This window comes from Paramicrobacterium chengjingii, assembly GCF_011751765.2.
Taxonomy (GTDB): Bacteria; Actinomycetota; Actinomycetes; order Actinomycetales; family Microbacteriaceae; genus Paramicrobacterium; species Paramicrobacterium chengjingii.
The window spans coordinates 176,081-195,352 of the sequence record NZ_CP061169.1 but is presented as its reverse complement, the minus strand read 5'-3'; the positions used below and the strand labels follow the sequence as shown (position 1 = coordinate 195,352).

Sequence of the window (19,272 nt, the reverse complement as noted above, 5' to 3'; positions counted from 1 at the left end):
ATGATCGTTTCATCGCGCACATCAAAACGGTGACAGGAACAATGACGATGAAACGAATGGATGCGGGGCCACTGCTGAGCGTCGTGATTTCTCAGCTGGGGTGCACCGTCCACCAGCTTCCGACGGCACTTGAGAATCGACTTCTCAGTCCGTCAGCATCGCTGCCTGCGCCGCCCGCACACGATCGTGACGCCTGGCGCAACGCCGCGGCGCCCGAACTGGTCCGGCGAGCACTCGCCGACTCAGGCACGTCGTGGCCCCAGCCACTTGCGCACGATGCCGCGCGATACCATCACGACGGAGACCGCGGCACGTGGGAGCAGCACGCCTTTGCACGCGTGCAGCGCAGCAGCCGGTCCGTTATCGCTGCCACTCTCACCGGCGATGAAACCTGGCTTCCTGAGGTTCTCGACGGCGTGATCCTGCTGTGCGAGCAGAGCAGCTGGTGCTGGCCCGCCCACGACGAGGCACACGTTCGTCGGGAGTGGGTGCTTCCGGATGTCACTGCACCGGTGATCGACCTCGGCGCCGGGGAGATTGCCGCCCATCTCGCGTGGCTTGATCACGTTCTCGGTGCCGAACTCGAAGCGCTGTACCCGGGCGTGCGGGAGCGCATTCGGCATGAGGTTCGCTCGCGTGTGTTCGATCCTTTTGTCACGCGAAGCGATTGGTGGTGGATGGGCGACGAGCGCACAACCATCAACTGGACGCCCTGGATTCTCGGCAACATCCTGACGGCAGCGCTGCGCCTTCTCGATTCACCGGCTGATGCAGCACTGCGCGCACAAATCGTCGGTCGTGTCATGGTCGGCCTTGACCGTTATGTTGCCGATCTGCCGACAGACGGCGCCGTTGACGAGGGTTACCAGTATTGGTGGGCCGGTGCCGCCCGGCTTCTCGAGGCCCTCGATCTGCTCGCGTTCGCAACCGGCGACGCCGTCGACCCACTCAGCGCGATCCCCACTGTGCGCGAGACGATCGCGTTTCCCCATCGGATGCATCTCGGAGGCGATTGGTTCGTGTCTGTCGCCGACGCGCGAGCACGCTCTCGTGAGCCGCAGCCGTGGCATGTGCTTGCTCGGGCCGGCCGCCGTGTAGGCGATCGTCAGGCGATCGAGTTCGCTCGTTCCCAGCATCCGATTATCGACGCGGACGAGACGATGAACCTCGGGCGCCTGCTTCTGTCGCTGACCGATGAGCACGCAGACGACAGCGGTCGTGCGCCACTGCCTGAGCGGGTGTGGCTGCCATCGACGCAGATGCTCATTGTGCGCGAGACAGCGGGCGCCTCACGCGGCCTGACCGTGGTCGCCAAGGGTGGCCACAACGATGAGAGCCACAATCACAATGACGTCGGCTCAGTCATTGTTGCCAGCGACGGTGTGCCCGTCGTCGTCGATGCCGGGCGTCCCACCTACACGGCCCAGACGTTCAGCGAGAACCGCTATGCCCTGTGGATGATGCAGAGCTCCTGGCACAGTGCCCCTGTCATTGCGGGCCACACGCAGCTGACGGGCTCCGACCACGCCGCGAGCGCAGTGTCTGTTGATAATGATGCGCTTTCGTTCGAGCTCGCGTCAGCCTATGGTCTGGCCGACCGGGTCAGCTGGAATCGAGTGGCGCGGCTAGACCGATCTGCACGCTCGGCGACCGTTCACGACAGCTGGACATGGCTCGATGACGCGCTGCGCGACGCGAGTTTGAGCGAGGTTCGTCTTCTGCTCGCTGGCCACGTCACGCTGTTCTCGGGCACGGCCCGAGTCGTCCCGCTCGACGGCGCGACGCCGGTGGAACTGACATGGAACCCCCCTGCACCGGCGAGGCTCACTGCCAGGCACCTCGACGACCCACTGCAGACGGACGTTTGGGGTGAGAGGCTCACGAGACTCGACATCGATGTGTCCGCGCTTTCAGAGGTGACGGTGACGATAAGGCAAGATTGCTCAGGAGGAGAACGATGAACGAGCCCAATGCGCCGCTCGCGGCATCCAGGCGAAAAGCGATTCTGCGTGCCCTCGCGAGTGCCGGCTCCGTGCGCATTACCGCGCTCACTGACCAGCTCGGAGTCACTGCCGTCACTCTGCGCCGAGACCTGAAGCTCATGGAGGCGGAGGGGCTGCTGCTTCGAGTGCACGGAGGTGCCGTACCGCCCGAAGGTGGCATCGTCGCTGACGCCGTGGAACGGCGAACGACGATTAGCACTGTCGGGGTGCTCGTGCCGTCGCTCAGCTACTACTGGCCGGGTGTTGTCCGCGGCATCGAAGAGCGTGCGAGCTCCAACGGTGCGCGCGTGCTGGTGCGCGGAACGTCGTATGAACTTCAGGATGAGCGCCCGGTTCTGCAGCGCATGGTCGAACGTGAGGGAGCAGATGCGTTCATCGTCGCTCCCAACACCGATACTCCACACGCGGGGGATGTCGTGGAGTGGCTGCACGATACCGGGCTGCCGTTCGTGCTTGCAGAACGCGATGCGACCATGCCGGTTGACAGCACGCCTGCCGAGTCCGTCACGACCGACCACGCTTTGGGCGCGGCCATGGCCGCACACCATTTGGCAGAGCTTGGGCACCGGCGCCTCAGTTTGATCACGACGCAGGATTCTCCGACATCTCGCAAAATCATCAGCGGGTGGCGACCCGGGTGTGCGTCAGTGAACGTCACGGCAACTGAGCACGTCGTCGCCGACCATCGGACTCCTGAGTTCGGCACGTCAGCGGCGCGGATCCTCGATCGGTTGAAAGACGAGGGGGTGACGGGCGTGCTCATTCACCCGGATGCCGTGGCTCTCGCCATTGTGGATCTCGCTCTTGCTCGAGGTCTGTCGATTCCGGGCGACCTCTCGGTGATCGCGTATGACGATGAGATTGCTCGCCTCGGCAGCCCGGCTCTCACGGCTGTCCATCCACCGCGTTTCGAGCTCGGCCGCACAGCCTACGATCTGCTCCTCGGTCGCCTCGCCGACCCGGACCGGGCCGCGCATCGGGTGCTCCTCAGCCCCTCCCTCAATGTGCGCGCGTCGGCGGCTGCACCGGGAACGCCGTCGTGATCAGCCGCTTCGAGCATTCCCCGTGGTCGTTCTGGGCAGAGGGTTCCACTGACGAGCACGACGCCCAGCGTGCCTACCAGGCAACGCTGAAGCGAGAGCATCCTTCGTGGCGAATCGGCGACGACTGCGTCATCTCTGAGCTCGCCTCCGTGCACCCTGCCCAGTTCTCCCTTGGAGATCGCAGCTACATCGCCGCATCCGCCTACGTTACCGATCGGATCGTGATTGGCTCTGACTGCTCGGTGAACCCGTTCTGCGTCGTCCGCGGCGACGTCTCGATGGGTGACGCCGTCCGCATCGGAGCCCACACGTCGATTCTCGGCTTCAATCACTCGATGGAACCGGGCACCGAGGTCTTCCGGCAACCTCTCGTGACCTCCGGCATCAGCATCGGAGACGATGTCTGGATCGGTTCCCACGTTGTCATTCTCGATGGCGTCACCGTCGGGAGTCACGCCGTGATCGGCGCGGGCGCCGTCGTCACAAAGAACGTGGCGTCCGGAGCCGTCGTGGTCGGCAATCCCGCTCGGTTCGTTCGTTGGCGGGTGCCACCGACGTCTGCGGGCGAGGCCGACTCCCCGCTCGGCGACGAGGCAGCGGCGTTTGCCGAGCGTGCCCGATCCCAGGTGCACGACGTGCTTGATCGGTCGTGGGATGCTGGCCGGCAACTGTACACGGATCGCCCCGGGATTCCCGTGAGCGTGCGCGCCCAGTGCGACGCCATCGAGTTGTCGATGCTGCTCACCGGAGCGCCGCCCCCGAATGTCACGGCGAGTGGGCAGCGCGAGATGCTTCGAGGCTGGCAGGACCCTCAGACGGGACTCGTCGCGTCGATCGACGGTCACGGGCGCCAGTCGACCTCGGCGTTGTTCGAGAACGGGGACGTCGCCTATCACATCGAGTGCGTCGGGTACGCTCTCGACCTGCTCGGGTCGGCATTCCCTCATTCGCTAAGGGTCGTGACGGAAGGCTCTGCGGAAGAACTCGCCCGTCGGCTCAACAATCTTCCCTGGGCTCGGAATGCCTGGGGCGCAGGGCACGTCGTCGATGCCATTGGCACAGCGGTCCATTGGAGTCGACGGCGCGGCGATGTCGTGCCGGATGGATTCCTGGAGACATTGTTCGGATGGCTCACCACGCACTCCGATGCACGCACGGGGATGTGGGGCGATCCGACGCCTGACGATGGACTGCTGCAGCCCGTTAACGGCTTCTATCGGGCTTCGCGTGGCACGTTCGCGCAGTTCGGAGTGCCAATCCAGCATCCGGATGCCGTGGTCGACACGGTTCTCAGGCACGCGCACGAAAGCCGGTTCTTCAGCCCGGCGGCGCAAAACGCGTGCAACGTCCTCGACGTGGCGCATCCGCTGTGGCTCACGAGGGCGACGGGGTATCGGTCAGAAGAGGTGCGGGAGCTCGCCACCCGATTGCTCCGGGATGCACTGGCTCGTTGGACGGACGGTTCCGGGATCGGGTTTCGTGCGTCGCCGGGTTCGGTGAACGGCCAGCCTGACGCGAATCCGGGATTGCAAGGAACGGAGATGTGGCTCTCGACGATTTGGTATCTCGCAGACCTGATCGACGTGTCCCCCGCACTCGGCTATCGCCCTCGAGGCATTCACCGTCCGGAGCCCGGCGCGCACTTCTGAGGCGCGGCGGTGGGGCGCGTGGTGATCATCGCGAGTTCGAGAGCGTCGCCCACCGGCTACCGTCGTCGAACGATGTAGTGCGCACCGGAGGGCGACGTCCACTCGAGCGAACCGTCGGAAAGCCGGGATACCTGCCAGTTTGTCGCGTGCTTGAGCACGTGATGTTTTCGGCAGAGGCACGTGAGATTGTCAGACGTTGACGTGCCGCCGTCTTCCCACGCGACAATGTGATCGATATCGCACCGCCAGGCCGGAGCATCGCAGTTGACGAAACCACACGTGACATCTCGAAGGCGAATATCTCGCTTGAGCTGATCGCTGAGCCGGTATTTGTGTGGATCGACAATGCGATGTGCACCGGTGATCGGGTCGGTGAGAACGCGGGTGAAACTTGCCGCTGATCCGATGATTGTTGCGGCGGTTTCTGGGTCAATGGGCCCGTAGCCTGCGAGGTCTGCTGGTTCGCTGCTGTGGCCGAGAAGACTGAGGATGGGAACTGTAACGACAACGCCAGGGCGCAACGCGGCGAACTGCGCCCGTGTCAACGTCACCGTGCCATCGGGCCCAATCTCGGCCTGGGTCTCAGACTCGGTTTCAGTTTCGGTCTCAGTCGTGTGGTCGCATGTGCCCGTCGTGTTCTTTGATGCTCGGCGTTCTGCCAGCCCGGTGACGAGGGTTTCGGTGACGGAGTCTGCTTCGATCTGCCGCAGCGTGCGGTCATCGCCCGCCTTTTTCACTCGCAGAGCGTGAGAGCGTGCTTCCTCTGCGATCGCGAGAGCGGCATCTGCGGAGTGGTAGATGTTGGTCCAGGCCATGCCGTCTTCATCGGGGACCATTTCGATCTGCCGATTCTCGAACGCCGTCTTCTTGCGCTTCTGGATCGATTCTGGGTGCAGCCGTTCACGGAGTTTACGCACGGACTGCTTGAATCGTGTCGGTGATTGCGTGCGGGCCAAGCCGACGATCTGCTCGTCGAATTCTGCGCGGGCCTCCTGAGGGAGTGACCATGCCTGCTGTGCTGCGGTACGCGCGTGAAGATACGAGGTGAACCCCAGCCGGAGTGCGTCCATTGTCTGAGGAAGATCGGTCACGAGCGTCTCCGCTTCGCGCACCATCGCTTCAGCCGCGCGATCACTGATTCCCATGCGAGCTGCCACTTCGGAGACGAAGGAACGTTCCATCGCGTCATCGTCTGAGATGCGGTCGAGGTGTGATCGGGATGAGCTATGCGCCACTACTGCATCACGTGACCGCCTGTAGTTGGAATGCGCCCGCTGCAGACTGTCGATGACGTTGGACTGGGCACGCTGTGCTGACTCATGCGCGAGACTCAGCTCGTCAAAATCGGAGCCGAGCACCTCGTCATACCCTGCCACTGGTGATTCGCATTCATTGTCGAGCTCGATCACATCGCGGATCATCCAATACCGATCGGGCAGCCGAGCTCCTTCATCGCCCATCGGCACGGGGCGACGGAGCATCGAACACAACTCCCGCGAATTCATGACTCAAGAATACCGTAATTCGAATACATTTGCTAGTCTTTGCAGGCATAAATTCGAATGTTTCTTCTCCTGCAGTGTGAGTACTCGTTGTGATCACGTGTGCCGCTTCTCATGTTGTACGAGTCCAAGCGAATCAAAGAGCCGTATAGATGTGTACGTTGTGCGCACTTGCACAACATCCGCTGAATAGACTCGATGCCATGAGCCAGCAACGCGAGTTCGTCAGCGCCGGGCGCACCACGATCATCACCGTCTCGGGCATCGACACCGGAATCGACTACGTTCTCGTGCATGGCATCGGCATGGGGCACCGCTACTGGTCAGACTTCGCCGAGGCGCTGGGGCGCACCGGGCGGGTCTTCGCCCTCGATCTGCCCGGGTTCGGAGATGCGCCAGAGCCTGAGGAGCCGCTCGACATGGCGGCATCCGGTGATCTCATCGCCGAGATCGTCGAGAGTGAGGGGCTGCGCAATCCCGTGCTCGTCGGCCACTCGATGGGCACCGAGATCGTGGTCGAGGCGGCCGCGAGGCACCCCGAGAGCGCTCATCGCGTCGTGCTCATCGCCCCGACTGTCAATCCGCGTGAGCGCACAGCGGCCAAGCAGGCACTGCGGATGCTGCAGGATGTGTCGATGTCGAAGCCCAAGGTGATGGTTCTCGGCGTCATGTACTACGTCAAGGCCGGCCCGCGCTGGTACATCAAAAAGCTCGGCACGATGCTCGAGCACCACGTTGAAGAGACACTGCCGAAGGTGAAGGCACCCGTGCTCGTGATGCGCGGCCGCACCGACACCATCGTGCCCGATTATTGGGCACGCGAGGTCACTCGGCTCGTGCCTGACGGCCGCTACGTCGAGCTTGACGGGCACGGCCACGAAGCGATGATTACCGGCGGAGTGCAGATCGCGAAGCTCGTCGCCGAGCATGCTGGCGCCGAGCTTCCCGACGAAGACGATATCGTCGCCGCTCCCCCGCTGACGTTAATCGGGCGTGCACGTATTTGGGCAGCCGACTACCTCTACGCGGGCTCCCGCCAGGTTCTGTCGCTTCTGCGGCGCCGACCGCCGGCGCGCTACCTCAAGGGCGATCGCCACAAGCCGGTCATCGTGCTGCTGCCCGGCGTCTACGAAACGTGGGTGTTCATGGCGCCGATCGCCGACCGGCTCTCGAAGGCCGGCTATCGCGTGAACGTCGTGTACGGCATGAAACACAATCGCCGGCCCATCGTCGACACGTCACGGATGCTGCAGCGCGCCCTTGAGCGCGTGCACGTTCCGTCGGCGGGTCGCATCATCGTTGCCCACAGCAAGAGCGGGCTGATCGGCAAGCATCTGATGAGCGAGGCGGATCTCGGTGTGCGCGGCATGGTGACGCTGTGCACGCCATTCGCTGGATCGAAGCTCGCGACCTACACCGTGGGCAAGACGCTGCGTGAGTTCGGTCCGACGAACGGCACCATCACGGCGCTTGCCGGCGAAACGTCGGTGAATGAGCGAATCACTTCGCTCTCGCCGTCTTTCGACCCGCACATTCCGGGCGGCAGTGCCCTCGACGGTGCCCGCAACATTCCGCTGCTGGGAGCCGGGCACTTTCTGACGCTCGCCTCGGAAGAGGCGGCGGACTCGGTGCTCGCCGAGGTGGAGCGCATCGCGGATCGGCAAAGCTGACGGCGGGTCTCGTTCTTCTATGAGCCACAGAGCTGGGCATGGCTCAAACATGTGGTCCGGTGCGAGGCTGGGGCAGATGCTCCGTCACTCAGCGAGTGACTCGCGCAGCCCGCGCTCAAAATCGGGTAGATCGTGAATAACGGTGGCCCGGATGAGGCCCATGTCAATATATGCGTAACCGTGCGAGATTCGGTTCCGCGTGGCCCAGATGATCTTCCAGTCGTCGCCGAATGTCCGATCACGAAATCGTTCAGATGTCTCGGATATTGCCTCAATCGCTGATGCAAGACGAAGACTGACAGCATCCGCAACCGTCTGATCATCGAGGTCGGATCGTTCGAGATGCTGGTGAAGCACCGCGAGATGGTCCAGTGCATCGCAGACGAGTTCGTGATCGTTCCTCGTCATAATGGCACTGCCTCATCGAGGACGCGATCAGCCAGATGCCCTCGAAGGCTCCCGCGAGGAACGACGTCGACAGTTGCGCCGAGGAGGTTCGCAAGTTCGCTCTCCAGCCGCGAGAGTGCGAAGAGCCCGAGTCCTTCTGGCCAATCGACGAGAAGGTCAATGTCGGATTGCGCAGAGTTCGTCCCGCGAGCGACGCTGCCAAATACCCTGACGTTGCCGGCCCGGTATGTCGCCGCGAGGTCACGCACCTTCCCTCGGTTCCGGGCAAGCCGTCGCCCCAGATCTGTCGTTCCGCGAAACCGGAGAAGACGCGACACTTCAGGCTGGCTTCGGCCTGTTGCAGCGGCGATCTCCCGCTGTGTCATCCCGGCTTGCGCGCCGATACGAACAGCACTCACCAACAAGCTCCGTGAGCGCTCGTGCAAGTCGTCCGCGGCCTTGGCATCGGCCCGGAGCCGCTCGCCGAGCGGACTTATCGCCCGTATCCTCATATGGATGTCTCTCGGTCGCGCCTTCACTGTTCTGTGGGGCGCGAATGCCGCGTCGAACCTCGCTGACGGACTGGCGTTCGTATCAATGCCGCTCCTCGCGGCATCCCTCACCGACGATCCACGCCTCGTTGCCGGGGTCGCTACCGTGTATGCGCTGGTGCGCCTTCTCGTTGCGCTGCCCGTCGGTGTCTTTGTTGACCGCACCGATCGGCGCACCCTCCTGGTCACGGCAAACCTGCTGCGAGGGGCGAGCGTTCTCGCCCTCGCCCTGTGCGTTCATGTCGGCGCGGGCGGGCTGATTCTGCTGTACGTCGCCATCGCTGTGATCGGAACACTCGAAACCGCAGCCGACAACGCTGCCGTCTCGATTGTGCCGAGCATCATTCGAGACCACGACCTCGATCGGGCGAATGGGCGTATCTCGGCGGCGCAGCTCGTCGCCGATGAGTTCGTAGGCCCTCCGCTGGGCGGCGTGCTCTTCGCCCTCGCGGCCTCGGCGCCCATCTTTGCAATGGGTGGCTTGTGGGCGGGCGCCGGGCTGCTCGCACTGGCGCTTCCCATGCGTAAGACGGGGACGAGTGAGAACGCACTCCCCCCGAAAGGCACGACGACGGTATGGCAGGAGGCCGTGGCCGGCACTCGTTGGCTTGCACGGCATCGCATCGTGGGAAGCCTTGCGCTGATTGGCGCCGTGGCCAGCGTCGGCTACATGATGCCGTTCTCGATTCTCGTGCTCTTTGCGCAGCAGCGCCTCGGTGTCGACGACGCCGGATACGGCGTGATCCTCGCTGTGTCTGCGCTTGGAGGACTTGTCGGCTCTGTGGCAACGCCCCGCATTCGCTCTCATCTCGGCTACCGCTGGACGATCGTCGCGAGTCTCGTCACCGGTTCGGTTTCACTGATCGCACTTTCGACCACTGAGAGTGGCGCGCTAGCTGCCGTGTTGCTCGCCGTCTACATTCTGCATGCTGTCGTGTGGGGAATCTGCGCGACCTCATTGCGTCAGCGTCTGGTTCCTGATGAGCTTCGCGGCCGAGTGAACGCGGCGACGCGAGTCATGAGTCTCGCCGGTCTCGCACTCGGCTCCGGCCTCGGTGGAGCGCTCGCGCTCGTTCACATTGCGCTGCCTATGCTCGCGGGCGGCTTCGTGTTTCTGCTGTGCTCTGTGGCCGCCGTCGCGTTGCTGCGAAACCTCAACCGCGAGTGATGCAAACCGGTCAGGGAAGGCGCGGGAGTGCCGCAACCCGCGACAAGGTCACGCACACTGCCACGATCTCGGGCGATCAGCGCAGCGCAGACTTCTCAATCAGCGCACGCAGTTGCTCCGCATCGGCGGGCAGCATCGTCACCCGCTGCGGTGCGTCGAAAAGCGCACGGGTCTCCGCGTCAGCAACGATGGGTGTGCTCAGCGCCTCGGTGATCGTGTCGGCAAATTTCTGCGGCTTCGCCGTCTCGAGCACCAGCATCGGCACTCCCGGCTCCACGTGCTCTCGAGCCACCTTCGCACCATCTGCCGTGTGCGGGTCGAGGGTGACACCGTGGCTCTCAAAGAACGCACGAATGGTGCGCAGTCGATCCTCATGCGTGCTCGTGCCGCTCACGATACCGAACTCCGACTCGAACCGGCCCTGCTCGGCGGACAGGTCGAACGTGTCGTGATCGGCGAGCGTCTCCCACGTCGCCGCCGTGCGGTGCGGATCGCGACCGAGAAGATTGAAGACGAACCGCTCAAGGTTCGACGCGCGCGACACGTCCATCGACGGGCTCGACGTCGCGACGGTGTCCGCCGCAGATCGCGGGCGGTAGATGCCGGTACGGAAGAACTCGTCGAGAACGTTGTTCTCGTTTGTCGCGAGCACCAGCTTGCGAATGGGAAGCCCCATGAGTTTGGCGTAGAGACCAGACAGGATGTTGCCGAAGTTGCCCGACGGCACGGCAAACGACACCTCGACACCCTCGCGCTCGGCTTCGGGCAGGCGGTCGGTATAGCGCAGCCACGCCCACACGTAGTACGCGATCTGGGCAGAGATGCGGCCGAAGTTGATCGAGTTGACGGCGCCGATGCGGTGAGCCTTCTTGAAATCGAGATCCTGCGCCAACTGTTTGACGAGGTTCTGGCAGTCATCGAAAACGCCCTCAACGGCGATGTTGTGCACGTTCGCGTCGTGAAGCGAGTACATCTGCGCGCGCTGAAATGCGCTCATGCGCCCCTGGGGCGAAAGCATGAACACCGAGACCCGGTCGCGGCCGCGGAGGGCATGCTCGGCAGCCGACCCGGTGTCGCCCGATGTAGCACCGAGCACGTTGAGCACGCCGTCGGTCTTCTCCAAGACGTAGTCAAGGGCTTCGCCGAGAAACTGCATAGCCATGTCTTTGAACGCGAGCGTCGGTCCCTCAGAGAGCCCGACGAGGGTCAGGCCGTCGCCGATGTCACGCAGCGGCACCATCTCCGCCGACGCGTACCTGGCGGGGTCGTATGCCGCCCGGCACAGGCGGGCGAGGTCGTCACGCGGAATGTCTGTCGCAAAGAGCCCGATGACCTCGGTCGCCAGGTCTGCATAGTCGAGGTGGCGCCACCGCTCGAGATCGACTGAGTCGATCTGCGGCATCCGCTCGGGTACCGCCAGTCCGCCGTTGGGTGCGAGCCCCTCAAGAAGAATGTCGCAGTAGTGCCCGATGACACCGCCGCGTGTGGAGATGTACTGCACGTGATGGGCCCTTCGCTGGTCGGTCGCTGTCAATCGTACGTGAGCGCGAAGGCTGTTTCAGGGCAGACGCGGGATTGCCGCCACCAGTTGGCGCGCGTATGCGGTGGCGGGAGAGGTGAGGATGCCGCCAGTGTCGCCTTCTTCGACGACACTGCCGTCTTTCAGCACGATGGTGCGCTCGCACAGTGCCGCGACGCTCGTGAGGTCGTGCGACACCATGAGCAGAGCGAGGCCCGTCTCGTCGCGCAGCCTCCGCAGCACGTCGATCACCTGAATGCGCGTCGTGACGTCGAGTGCGCTCACCGGTTCGTCGGCCAACAGCACCTTCGGCCGGCACACGATCGCCCGGGCGATTGCGATGCGTTGGCGCTGCCCTCCCGAGAACTCGTGCGGAAAGCGCCGCAGCACGTCGCGATCCAGACCGACGGATGCCAGAGCCTCGCCCACGCGCTCGCGCGCGGCGTCGCCCGCTGCAATGTCGAGCGAACGCAGGGGCTCGGCAACGATGCGGTCGATGCGCTGCCTCGGGTCGAGCGACGAGTACGGATCTTGATAGACCGTCTGCACCGACGATCGGAAACGTCTCATGAGGCCGCGGTCGCGCCGGGCGAGCGGCGCGCCGTCGAACAGCACAGCACCGCTCGTCGGGGCGATGAGTCCAAGCAGAAGCGACAGGATCGTCGACTTGCCGGCCCCGGACTCCCCCACGAGTCCGATGCTCTCACCCGCGTCGATCGAGAACGACACGTCGTCGACGACAGTCCGCCCTCGCCCATAGGCGAACGAAGCGCCTCGAAGCTCGAGAAGGCTCATGCGTCACCCCCATCGAGCGTGCGATCAAGAGCACGAGCACTCTCGACGAGGCGCTGCGTGTACTCGTGCCGTGGCGTATCGATGACGTCGCGCACGGGACCGGATTCAACGGCGACGCCCCGGCGCAGAACCGTGACGCGCTGCGCCATGCGCGACACGACGGCGAGGTCGTGGCTGATGAACAGCAGCGCCATGTCGCGTTCGGCAACGCATCGATCGAGCAGGTCGAGCACCTCGTTCTGCACGGTCACGTCGAGCGCGGTCGTCGGTTCGTCGGCAATCAGCAGACGAGGATGCGCCGCAAGCGCGATGGCGATTGCGGCGCGCTGGCGTTGGCCGCCCGAGAGCTCGTGGGGGTACGCCCGCGCAAGGCGCTCCTCGGGCAGAGCGACATCGACGAGCGCGTCGCGAACCGCAGCGGACAGTTCCCGGCCGCGCAGCCCGCGGTGCCTGGCGATGGGCTCGGCGATCTGCCTTCCCACGCGCATGAGCGGGTCAAGGGCCGTGAGCGGCTCTTGAAAAACAATGGATGCCGCTGGGCCACGAAGCGGACGCAGCATCCGGTCTGACGCTCCGATCACCTGCTGGCCGTCCAGCAGCACAGAGCCGTGCGCGGTAAGACCCGCGTCAAGCAGCCCGGTCACAGCGAGAGACGTCACCGACTTGCCCGACCCCGATTCTCCGATGAGGCCGACGCGCTCGCCGGCATCCACCGTGAATGAGAGGTCGCTCACCAAGGTGTCGCCGTCGCGCGTGCGAACGCTCAGCCCTGCTACCTCGAGACAGCTCATCGTCGCCTCCTCGTCGGGTCGGCGACGTCGCGAAGTCCGTCGGCGATGAAGTTGACGCCGAGCACCAGAACGACGAGCGCGATTCCGGGAGCGATCGCGCCGACAGGGGCCGTGAGCACCGTGCCCTGTGCTTCCTGCAGCATGCGTCCCCACGACGCGTTGGGCGGCGGTGCGCCGAGCCCGAGATACGAGAGACTTGCCTCGGCCAGCACGGCGATTCCGAACTGCAGAGCCAGGTTGACGCCGAGCATAGGCGCGATGTTGGGCAGAATGTGCGCACCGACGATGCCGGGCCAGCGAGTTCCGCTTGTGCGCGACGCCGTGATGTACTGCTCGCCGAGCACGCGGCGCGCAAGAATGCGCACAAGCCGCGCGACGACGGCCGACTGGGCGAGCCCGATGGCAAGGATCGCCGACCACAGCGATGCTCCTTGCACGGCGACAACGAGCATCGCGAGCAGCAGCACGGGGAAGGCGATCACCACGTCGAGCGCCGCCGACAGGGTGTCGTCGAGCCACGGCCACGCAAACGCGGCGACAAGGCCGAGCACGAGGCCGAGCACCGCGGCGATCGCCACCGAGCCCGCTCCAACGGTGAGGGCAATGCGCGCACCAACCATGAGCTGGGTCATAAGATCGCGCCCGAGCTTATCCGTGCCGAGCCAGTGTGTAGCGTTCGGCGACTCGAGTCGCGTTCCGCTCGTGTCCGCCTGCTCGTAGGGCAGCCAGAACAGCGAGACAAGGGCAAGAAGAACAATGGATGCCGCCAGCACGCTGCCGATCACCAGAACGGCACGGCGTCCCCGGCGGGCCCGTGCCTTGCGAGGCGCGGCTGCGGCGGCATCCTGTGTGGCGATGTCGCTCATCGATTACCCGAGACGCTCTGGCGCAAACGCGGGTCGACGAGGCGCTGGGCAATGTCGGCGGCGAAGCCGACGAGCAGCACGAAGAGTGTGCTCACCACGAGAATGCCCTGAATGTTGGGGTAGTCGTGCTGGGCGATGGCGTCGAGCAGCATGTTGCCGAGCCCAGGCAGGGTGAACACGCTCTCGACGACGACGGCGCCGAGCAGCGTCGTCGACAACTCGATGCCGAGAATGGCGATCACCGGAACAGAGCCGTTGCGCAGCCCATGCCGCCACAGCGCCTGCGCCATGCTCGCTCCTCCTGCCCGCGCGGTGCGCAGGTAGCCGCTGCCCACGACGTCAAGCGTCGCAGCCCGCACATACCGAGTGAGCGAGGCGCTCATCACTACGGCGATTGTGATGATGGGGAGGGCAAGCGCCGTGAGCGCCTCCCCCGGATTCTCCCAGTCATCGCGGGGAAATCCGCCGCTCGGCAACACCCCGAGCGCGAGGGCGAAGATCCAGACGAGAATGATGCCGATCCAGAACACCGGAATGGCAATGCCCACCTGGGCGAAGCCCGAAAGCAGTGTGCCGTACCAGCGGTCGGAACCGACAGCGGCGGCGACGCCCGCGACGAGTGCGATCGCGAGCCCGAGCGCGAATGCCAGAAGTGTGAGCGGCATCGTCACCCGCAGGCGAGCCGTCACCTCGGGAAGCACGGGGAGCCCGCTGATGTAGGACTCGCCCAGATCAAAGCGCAGCATCTGCCCCGCCCACGTGGCGAACTGTTCGGCAAGTGGCCTGTCGCTGCCCACCTGCGCTCGCGCCGCGGCGATCTGCTCCGGCGTCGCGTTCACCGAGAGCAGCGCGTTCGCCGGGTCGCCCGGCAGCAGCCTGAGCAGCACAAAGATCACGACCAGGGCGACGACGAGCGACAGCACAAGGAACGCGAACCGGCGGATCAGGTAAGAGGGCATGCCCTGCGAACTTACTCCTTGACGATGTCGTACGCGTAGAATTGTGAGTTGAGCCCGTTGACCGGGTAACCCGTCACGTCAGACGCGGCGACGACGATCTGCGGGTAGAGGTACAGCCACACGCTCGCAGCATCCTCGGCGATCTTTTTGTTCACCTTCTTCAGCAGCTCGGTCTGCTCATCCGTTGTCTCCGCCTGCTCGGCGTCTGCCACCCACTGCTGCACATCGGCGTTGTCGTAGCCCCAGTAGAAGTCAGGGTCGCCGTACCAGACGACGTCACGATCGTTCACATGCTCCTGCAGCGTCGCCTCGAAGTCACGGTCTTGGAAGACCTTCGTGTACCACTCGTCTGCGGTGATCGTGTTAATCGTCACGGTGATGCCCACCTTTGCGAGCTCCGACTTGAGAAACTCGGCGACGGCCGGATGCGGGTCGTAGCTCGGAGTGTCGAGCGTGAACGAGAATCCGTCGGCGTAACCCGCTTCGGCCAGTTGATCCTTCGCCAACTGCGGGTCGTAGGGGTTGACGTCTGTCAGGTCTTCGTACCAGGGATCCGTCGGCGGCACCATCGATCCGATGAGCTGACCATAGTCGCCCCAGATGGAGTTCAGCAGCTTCTTGCGGTCGATCGCCGAATACACAGCCTTGCGCACCAAAGCGTTGTCGAACGGCTCGACTCGGTCGTTGAACGCGAGCAGCTCCTTCGTCGTCGACGACCCGTCGTTCACTACGTAGTCGTCGTTGCCGTCGAACTGGCTCAGTGCATCAGGGCTCTGAACACTCGTGATGATGTCGATCTGGCCGCTGATCAATGCGTTGTTCTGCGACGTCGCATCGGTGTAGTAGTGAAAGACAACCTCGGCGTTCTTCGCCTTCGTGCCCCAATAGTCGTCCCAGCGCGCCAGGCTCAGCGTGCTGCCGCGCTTCCATTCGTCGAGCGTGTATGGCCCCGTGCCGTCTTCGCTGGTCTTGAGGTCTGTCGCCTCGTCGTTCACGATCGAAACGTAGCTGAGGTTGTAGGTGAACGAGATGGAGCGCTGACTCAGTGTGAAGACGACGGTGCTCTCGTCAGGCGTCTCGATCGACTCGATAACATCGAAACTCGACTTGCGTGCCGATTGCGAGTCTTCGGCCGTGACCGCCTCGACGCTCGACTTCACGTCTGCAGAGGTCAGCGGGTCGCCGGAGTGGAACGTGACGCCCTCGCGAAGCGTGAACGTGTACGTCAGACCATCGTCGCTCACCTCTTCGCTCTCCGCCAGCAGCGGCTCTACCTCTCCGTCGTCCGTGAGCTTGTACAGCCCCTCGTAGACGTTGCCGCTGAGGGCCTCGGTGACTCCCTGCCCGCCTCCGCCCGTGTTGCTGAGATTCTGCGGCTCATACAGCGAGCCGATGTTGATCGTCGCGTCGTCGCCGCCCGCGTCGCCTGACCCGCCGGCCGAGCAGCCCGTCAACACGAGGGCTGCGGCGGCAATGGTTGCGACAAGGGCAAGCTCACGTTTCACTGCGTTCTCCAGATGATGTTCTTTTCACCCGCGGTCACGGGCACGGCAAAGCGATTCTGAACTGGCGGCATCGGGCAGTTGTATGCCGACGAGAATCCGCACGGCGGCACGAACGCGCGGTTGAAATCAAGCGTGACGGGTCCGGCCTCGCCAAAGCCGTCGCTGGACGACGCGCGCTGCACAAACAAAAACCGGCCAGCACCGTACGTGCCTGTCTCGTCGTCGCGGCCGTTTGTCGGGTCGCCAAAAACAAGCAGCAGTCTCCCGCCGTCGTCGAAGGCCGCGAAGTTATAGCGCGTGCCGTCACGCGAGAAGGTGATGTCGCCCGGCACGACGAGATCGCGTGTTCCGCCGTTGTCGCGAATGTGCTCGAACGGCACCGTGCGGTCGATCCCGATGGGCGTGAACTGAGCTTCAATGACCCACTCTGGATCATCGTCGAATGCGTCGATTCGATCGAACGCGTGCATCGCTGGAGCGTCGGCGTCCCAGAAGCGCAGACCGTACTGCGTCTCGCCGGTGTCGATGTCACTGCGCTTCAGCTCGGTGACGGTGACGGATGCCGGTGCGTCGGCCTGCTCCTTCGCCAGTGCGGGCTGCTCGCCAACGGGGAGCCATCGCGTTTCGACGAGGGCGAGGTTGCCGGTCGGTGCCGTAACAGCGCGACGGCGATCGTCCCGCCAAACAGCGTGATGCGCGCGAGCCGAAGCGGGCTCGTCTGGTGAAGCAGAGGGGGATTCGGGCATGGCACTTCCGATTATCGGGCGCAGGGGACTCCGCCGCGAATCGCGACGTCATGAAGCGCAACGAGTTCGGGGCGCTCAATATTCCGCACTCAGTATTCCGCCGACCACATGACGCGCGTTCACCCCGCAACGACCATCTCCCGGCACCACTTGGATGACCACCACAGTTCAGATGTCACAAATGGCTCTTACGCGGGCCGAAAAACCACCGATTTCGACACATGAACTCGCGGCTGAACGCTACACCAGGTCGAACGGACCGTCGCGCCATGTGGGGTGCTCGGGCACCCAACCGAGCTCCGCGGCACGAGCATTCGTGCTCGCGCGGCCCGTGGAACGCACCGTCAGCTGTGTCTCATTGCCGCCCGCGGCCCACACGAGTTCTGGCGCCCACTCGTCGGCGTCTGCGGGATCGTCGTCCACGATGTTCACGATCCCGCGCGGCCAGTCGAGCGCCTTGACGACGGCGAGTGCTGCATCGTCGACGTGCACGAACGACGTATGCCGCACTGTCGCGACGACGTCTCCCCCCTCCGCTCGATCGTGAATTCTCCCTCCGCGTCCGAACCAGGTGCCCCGGCCGTACAGCATCCCCATGCGCAGCACGACGCCATTCTCAAGGCTGAGCACTCCCGCTTCAAGCGATTCAACTGCGGGGAAGAGGCTCTCATCCGTATCGGGATCGCGTGCGATGGCGACAGATTCGTCGCCCGGCTCGGTTTCCGGCTCCCCCACCCAGGAGATGCTCTCGGCCACCATGCGAGTGACGCCGGCGTTCTCGGCGGCGGCCACAAGGTTGCGCGTGCCCACGATGCGCAGGTGGGAGTTTCCGGCGAAGTCCTCGGTGGCGAGGTCGGTCAGCAGGTGCACAATGGCGTCGGGACTGACGTCAGTGACGACGGCGTTGACGGATGCCGCGTCGCGGGCGTCCATAACAGCGCGCTCTGCCCCTGCCGCCTGTGCCGGCAGCAGCCTGTCGGCACTGCGACTCGTCGCAATCACCTCGTGCCCCGCCGCGGTCAGGAGCGGAACGACCCGCGACCCGATCACACCGGTCCCCCCAGCGACCAAGATCCTCATGCCGCCATTCTCCCCGTCTGAGCGGCGAACGTCTAGAGCCGCTGTTGTGGGGTCATCGGGCGCTCAGTGCACGTACTCGAGCAGGTCGCTGCCCACCCGGCGCAGTCCGTCAATGACCGAGAGCCTCGTCACGAGGTCAGTATCGGCAAACGACGTCGCAACGGCATACGCAACACCGGCACGTGGCCCCCGCAAGACGCCGGCCTCGGCGCGCACGCCCGGCTCTGAACCTGTCTTGTTGAACAGCGTGAGACCGTGCGTTCCGCTGCGGTGCGACAGCGGGTCGAGGCCGAAAGCCGAGGCGACGAGCGACAGATCCATGTTGAGCGACAGCCAGTCGACGACGCGTTGACTCGCCGTGTGGCTCATCGCCTCTCCCCTGGCGAACTCGGCGAAGAGCCACGTGAGCTCCTTCATGGAACCAACCGACAGGTGAGGTGCGTCGTCTGGGCCCCGATGATCGCGAGCGACGTCGAGCAGAGCCGTGCGCCGAAGCCCGAGGTTCTCGGCACGCAGTCGCACGGCGTCGAGCCCGATCTGCCGCAGCAGCACGTTCATCGCGAGGTGATCGTTGGACGAGCCGATGAACGCTGCGAGATCGGCGATCGGAAACGACGGGGCCTGAAGATGCTGCCAGAGGCCAGCATCCGCCGCCTGATCCTGCGACTCGCGGTCGAGAATCATCAGCGACTCGAACGCGGGATCGTCGAGCCGAGAGGCGACGTCGGCGAGCAGCAGCGTCGTGCCGATGCCCGCCGTCGGCATCACGATGTAGTCATCGATCGAGAACAGCTCTCTGCCGCTCGCGAGATCAATTGCTCGAGCAGAGACCTGAACGCCATTGCGGGCAAGCAACGCGAGCGCTCGAAAACCAGACGCGAACGTATCGGCCGTTTCTTCTGAGCGATGGCGAGCTCGGCGGGCACTCTGGCGCACTCGGCGACCGGGTTCACGTGTGGGGGAAGCCACAGACTACGTCCTCCTTCGGACCGGAACTTATATACCGGCATTCCGACGTCGCGTTCCCCCGCGTTCTCG

At 64.4% G+C, this 19,272-nt stretch carries 17 protein-coding genes; 5 read left to right on the top strand and 12 right to left on the bottom strand.

Features of this window, described 5'->3' with window-relative positions; genetic code table 11:
- Nucleotides 1–41 precede the first annotated feature (41 nt).
- The 3 genes from HCR76_RS00995 to HCR76_RS00985 are packed head-to-tail and all read left to right on the top strand — an operon-like array spanning nt 42 to nt 4,695.
- Nucleotides 42–1,961, top strand: a complete 1,920-nt coding sequence (locus HCR76_RS00995) for a heparinase II/III domain-containing protein (protein ID WP_166985727.1) — start codon at nt 42–44, stop codon at nt 1,959–1,961.
- Nucleotides 1,958–3,046 (top strand): substrate-binding domain-containing protein, encoded by a 1,089-nt coding sequence (locus HCR76_RS00990; RefSeq protein WP_166985730.1) that lies wholly within the window; start codon nt 1,958–1,960, stop codon nt 3,044–3,046. Before HCR76_RS00995 ends, HCR76_RS00990 begins: the two co-directional genes overlap by 4 nt.
- Entirely contained in the window at nt 3,043–4,695 is a 1,653-nt protein-coding gene (locus HCR76_RS00985) for an acyltransferase (RefSeq protein WP_166985732.1), read from the top strand. The genes HCR76_RS00990 and HCR76_RS00985 overlap by 4 nt, the downstream gene beginning before the upstream one ends.
- Before the next feature lie 56 nt (nt 4,696–4,751).
- Here the strand turns inward: HCR76_RS00985 and HCR76_RS00980 are convergent, their stop codons facing one another.
- Entirely contained in the window at nt 4,752–6,200 is a 1,449-nt protein-coding gene (locus tag HCR76_RS00980) for an HNH endonuclease signature motif containing protein (protein WP_166985734.1), read from the bottom strand.
- A gap of 200 nt (nt 6,201–6,400) precedes the next feature.
- Between HCR76_RS00980 and HCR76_RS00975 the strand changes: the two genes are divergently transcribed.
- The gene (locus HCR76_RS00975; RefSeq protein WP_166985737.1) at nt 6,401–7,867 is read left to right on the top strand and encodes an alpha/beta hydrolase; all 1,467 of its coding nucleotides are present in this window, start codon (nt 6,401–6,403) and stop codon (nt 7,865–7,867) included.
- 84 nt (nt 7,868–7,951) lie between these two features.
- Here HCR76_RS00975 and HCR76_RS00970 read toward each other — a convergent pair whose 3' ends face one another.
- Nucleotides 7,952–8,275, bottom strand: coding sequence for a HepT-like ribonuclease domain-containing protein (locus HCR76_RS00970; protein ID WP_166985739.1), 324 nt, complete (start codon nt 8,273–8,275; stop codon nt 7,952–7,954).
- Nucleotides 8,272–8,673 carry a nucleotidyltransferase family protein gene (locus tag HCR76_RS00965; protein WP_198248111.1) on the bottom strand — a complete coding sequence of 134 codons (402 nt, stop codon included), beginning with the start codon at nt 8,671–8,673 and terminating at the stop codon, nt 8,272–8,274. The genes HCR76_RS00970 and HCR76_RS00965 overlap by 4 nt, the downstream gene beginning before the upstream one ends.
- Nucleotides 8,674–8,770: 97 nt before the next feature.
- Here HCR76_RS00965 and HCR76_RS00960 point away from each other — a divergent pair, with 97 nt between their 5' ends.
- Nucleotides 8,771–9,973 (top strand): MFS transporter, encoded by a 1,203-nt coding sequence (locus HCR76_RS00960; protein WP_166985744.1) that lies wholly within the window; start codon nt 8,771–8,773, stop codon nt 9,971–9,973.
- Nucleotides 9,974–10,049: 76 nt separating this feature from the next.
- Here the strand turns inward: HCR76_RS00960 and thrC are convergent, their stop codons facing one another.
- The 9 genes from thrC to HCR76_RS00915 all read right to left on the bottom strand — a co-directional run bounded on the left by thrC (nt 10,050) and on the right by HCR76_RS00915 (nt 19,203).
- Nucleotides 10,050–11,474: a threonine synthase gene (gene thrC / locus HCR76_RS00955; RefSeq protein ID WP_166985746.1), complete on the bottom strand. Its 1,425-nt coding sequence runs from the start codon at nt 11,472–11,474 to the stop codon at nt 10,050–10,052.
- Nucleotides 11,475–11,531: 57 nt separating this feature from the next.
- Nucleotides 11,532–12,287 carry an ABC transporter ATP-binding protein gene (locus HCR76_RS00950; protein WP_166985749.1) on the bottom strand — a complete coding sequence of 252 codons (756 nt, stop codon included), beginning with the start codon at nt 12,285–12,287 and terminating at the stop codon, nt 11,532–11,534.
- On the bottom strand, nt 12,284–13,078 hold the full coding sequence (locus HCR76_RS00945; protein ID WP_166985752.1) for an ATP-binding cassette domain-containing protein: 795 nt from the start codon (nt 13,076–13,078) through the stop codon (nt 12,284–12,286). Before HCR76_RS00945 ends, HCR76_RS00950 begins: the two co-directional genes overlap by 4 nt.
- A complete protein-coding gene (locus HCR76_RS00940; RefSeq protein WP_166985754.1) occupies nt 13,075–13,944 on the bottom strand; it encodes an ABC transporter permease in 870 nt (289 codons plus the stop codon). Before HCR76_RS00940 ends, HCR76_RS00945 begins: the two co-directional genes overlap by 4 nt.
- Nucleotides 13,941–14,903 carry an ABC transporter permease gene (locus HCR76_RS00935; RefSeq protein ID WP_166985757.1) on the bottom strand — a complete coding sequence of 321 codons (963 nt, stop codon included), beginning with the start codon at nt 14,901–14,903 and terminating at the stop codon, nt 13,941–13,943. The genes HCR76_RS00940 and HCR76_RS00935 overlap by 4 nt, the downstream gene beginning before the upstream one ends.
- Before the next feature lie 11 nt (nt 14,904–14,914).
- Nucleotides 14,915–16,408, bottom strand: coding sequence for an ABC transporter substrate-binding protein (locus HCR76_RS00930; protein ID WP_166985759.1), 1,494 nt, complete (start codon nt 16,406–16,408; stop codon nt 14,915–14,917).
- Complete coding sequence (locus HCR76_RS00925; protein ID WP_166985762.1) at nt 16,405–17,154, bottom strand: DUF1684 domain-containing protein; 750 nt, start codon at nt 17,152–17,154, stop codon at nt 16,405–16,407. Before HCR76_RS00925 ends, HCR76_RS00930 begins: the two co-directional genes overlap by 4 nt.
- A gap of 240 nt (nt 17,155–17,394) precedes the next feature.
- Complete coding sequence (locus tag HCR76_RS00920; RefSeq protein ID WP_166985765.1) at nt 17,395–18,234, bottom strand: NAD-dependent epimerase/dehydratase family protein; 840 nt, start codon at nt 18,232–18,234, stop codon at nt 17,395–17,397.
- Nucleotides 18,235–18,297: 63 nt separating this feature from the next.
- A complete protein-coding gene (locus HCR76_RS00915) occupies nt 18,298–19,203 on the bottom strand; it encodes a serine hydrolase (RefSeq protein ID WP_166985768.1) in 906 nt (301 codons plus the stop codon).
- Nucleotides 19,204–19,272: the final 69 nt, after the last annotated feature.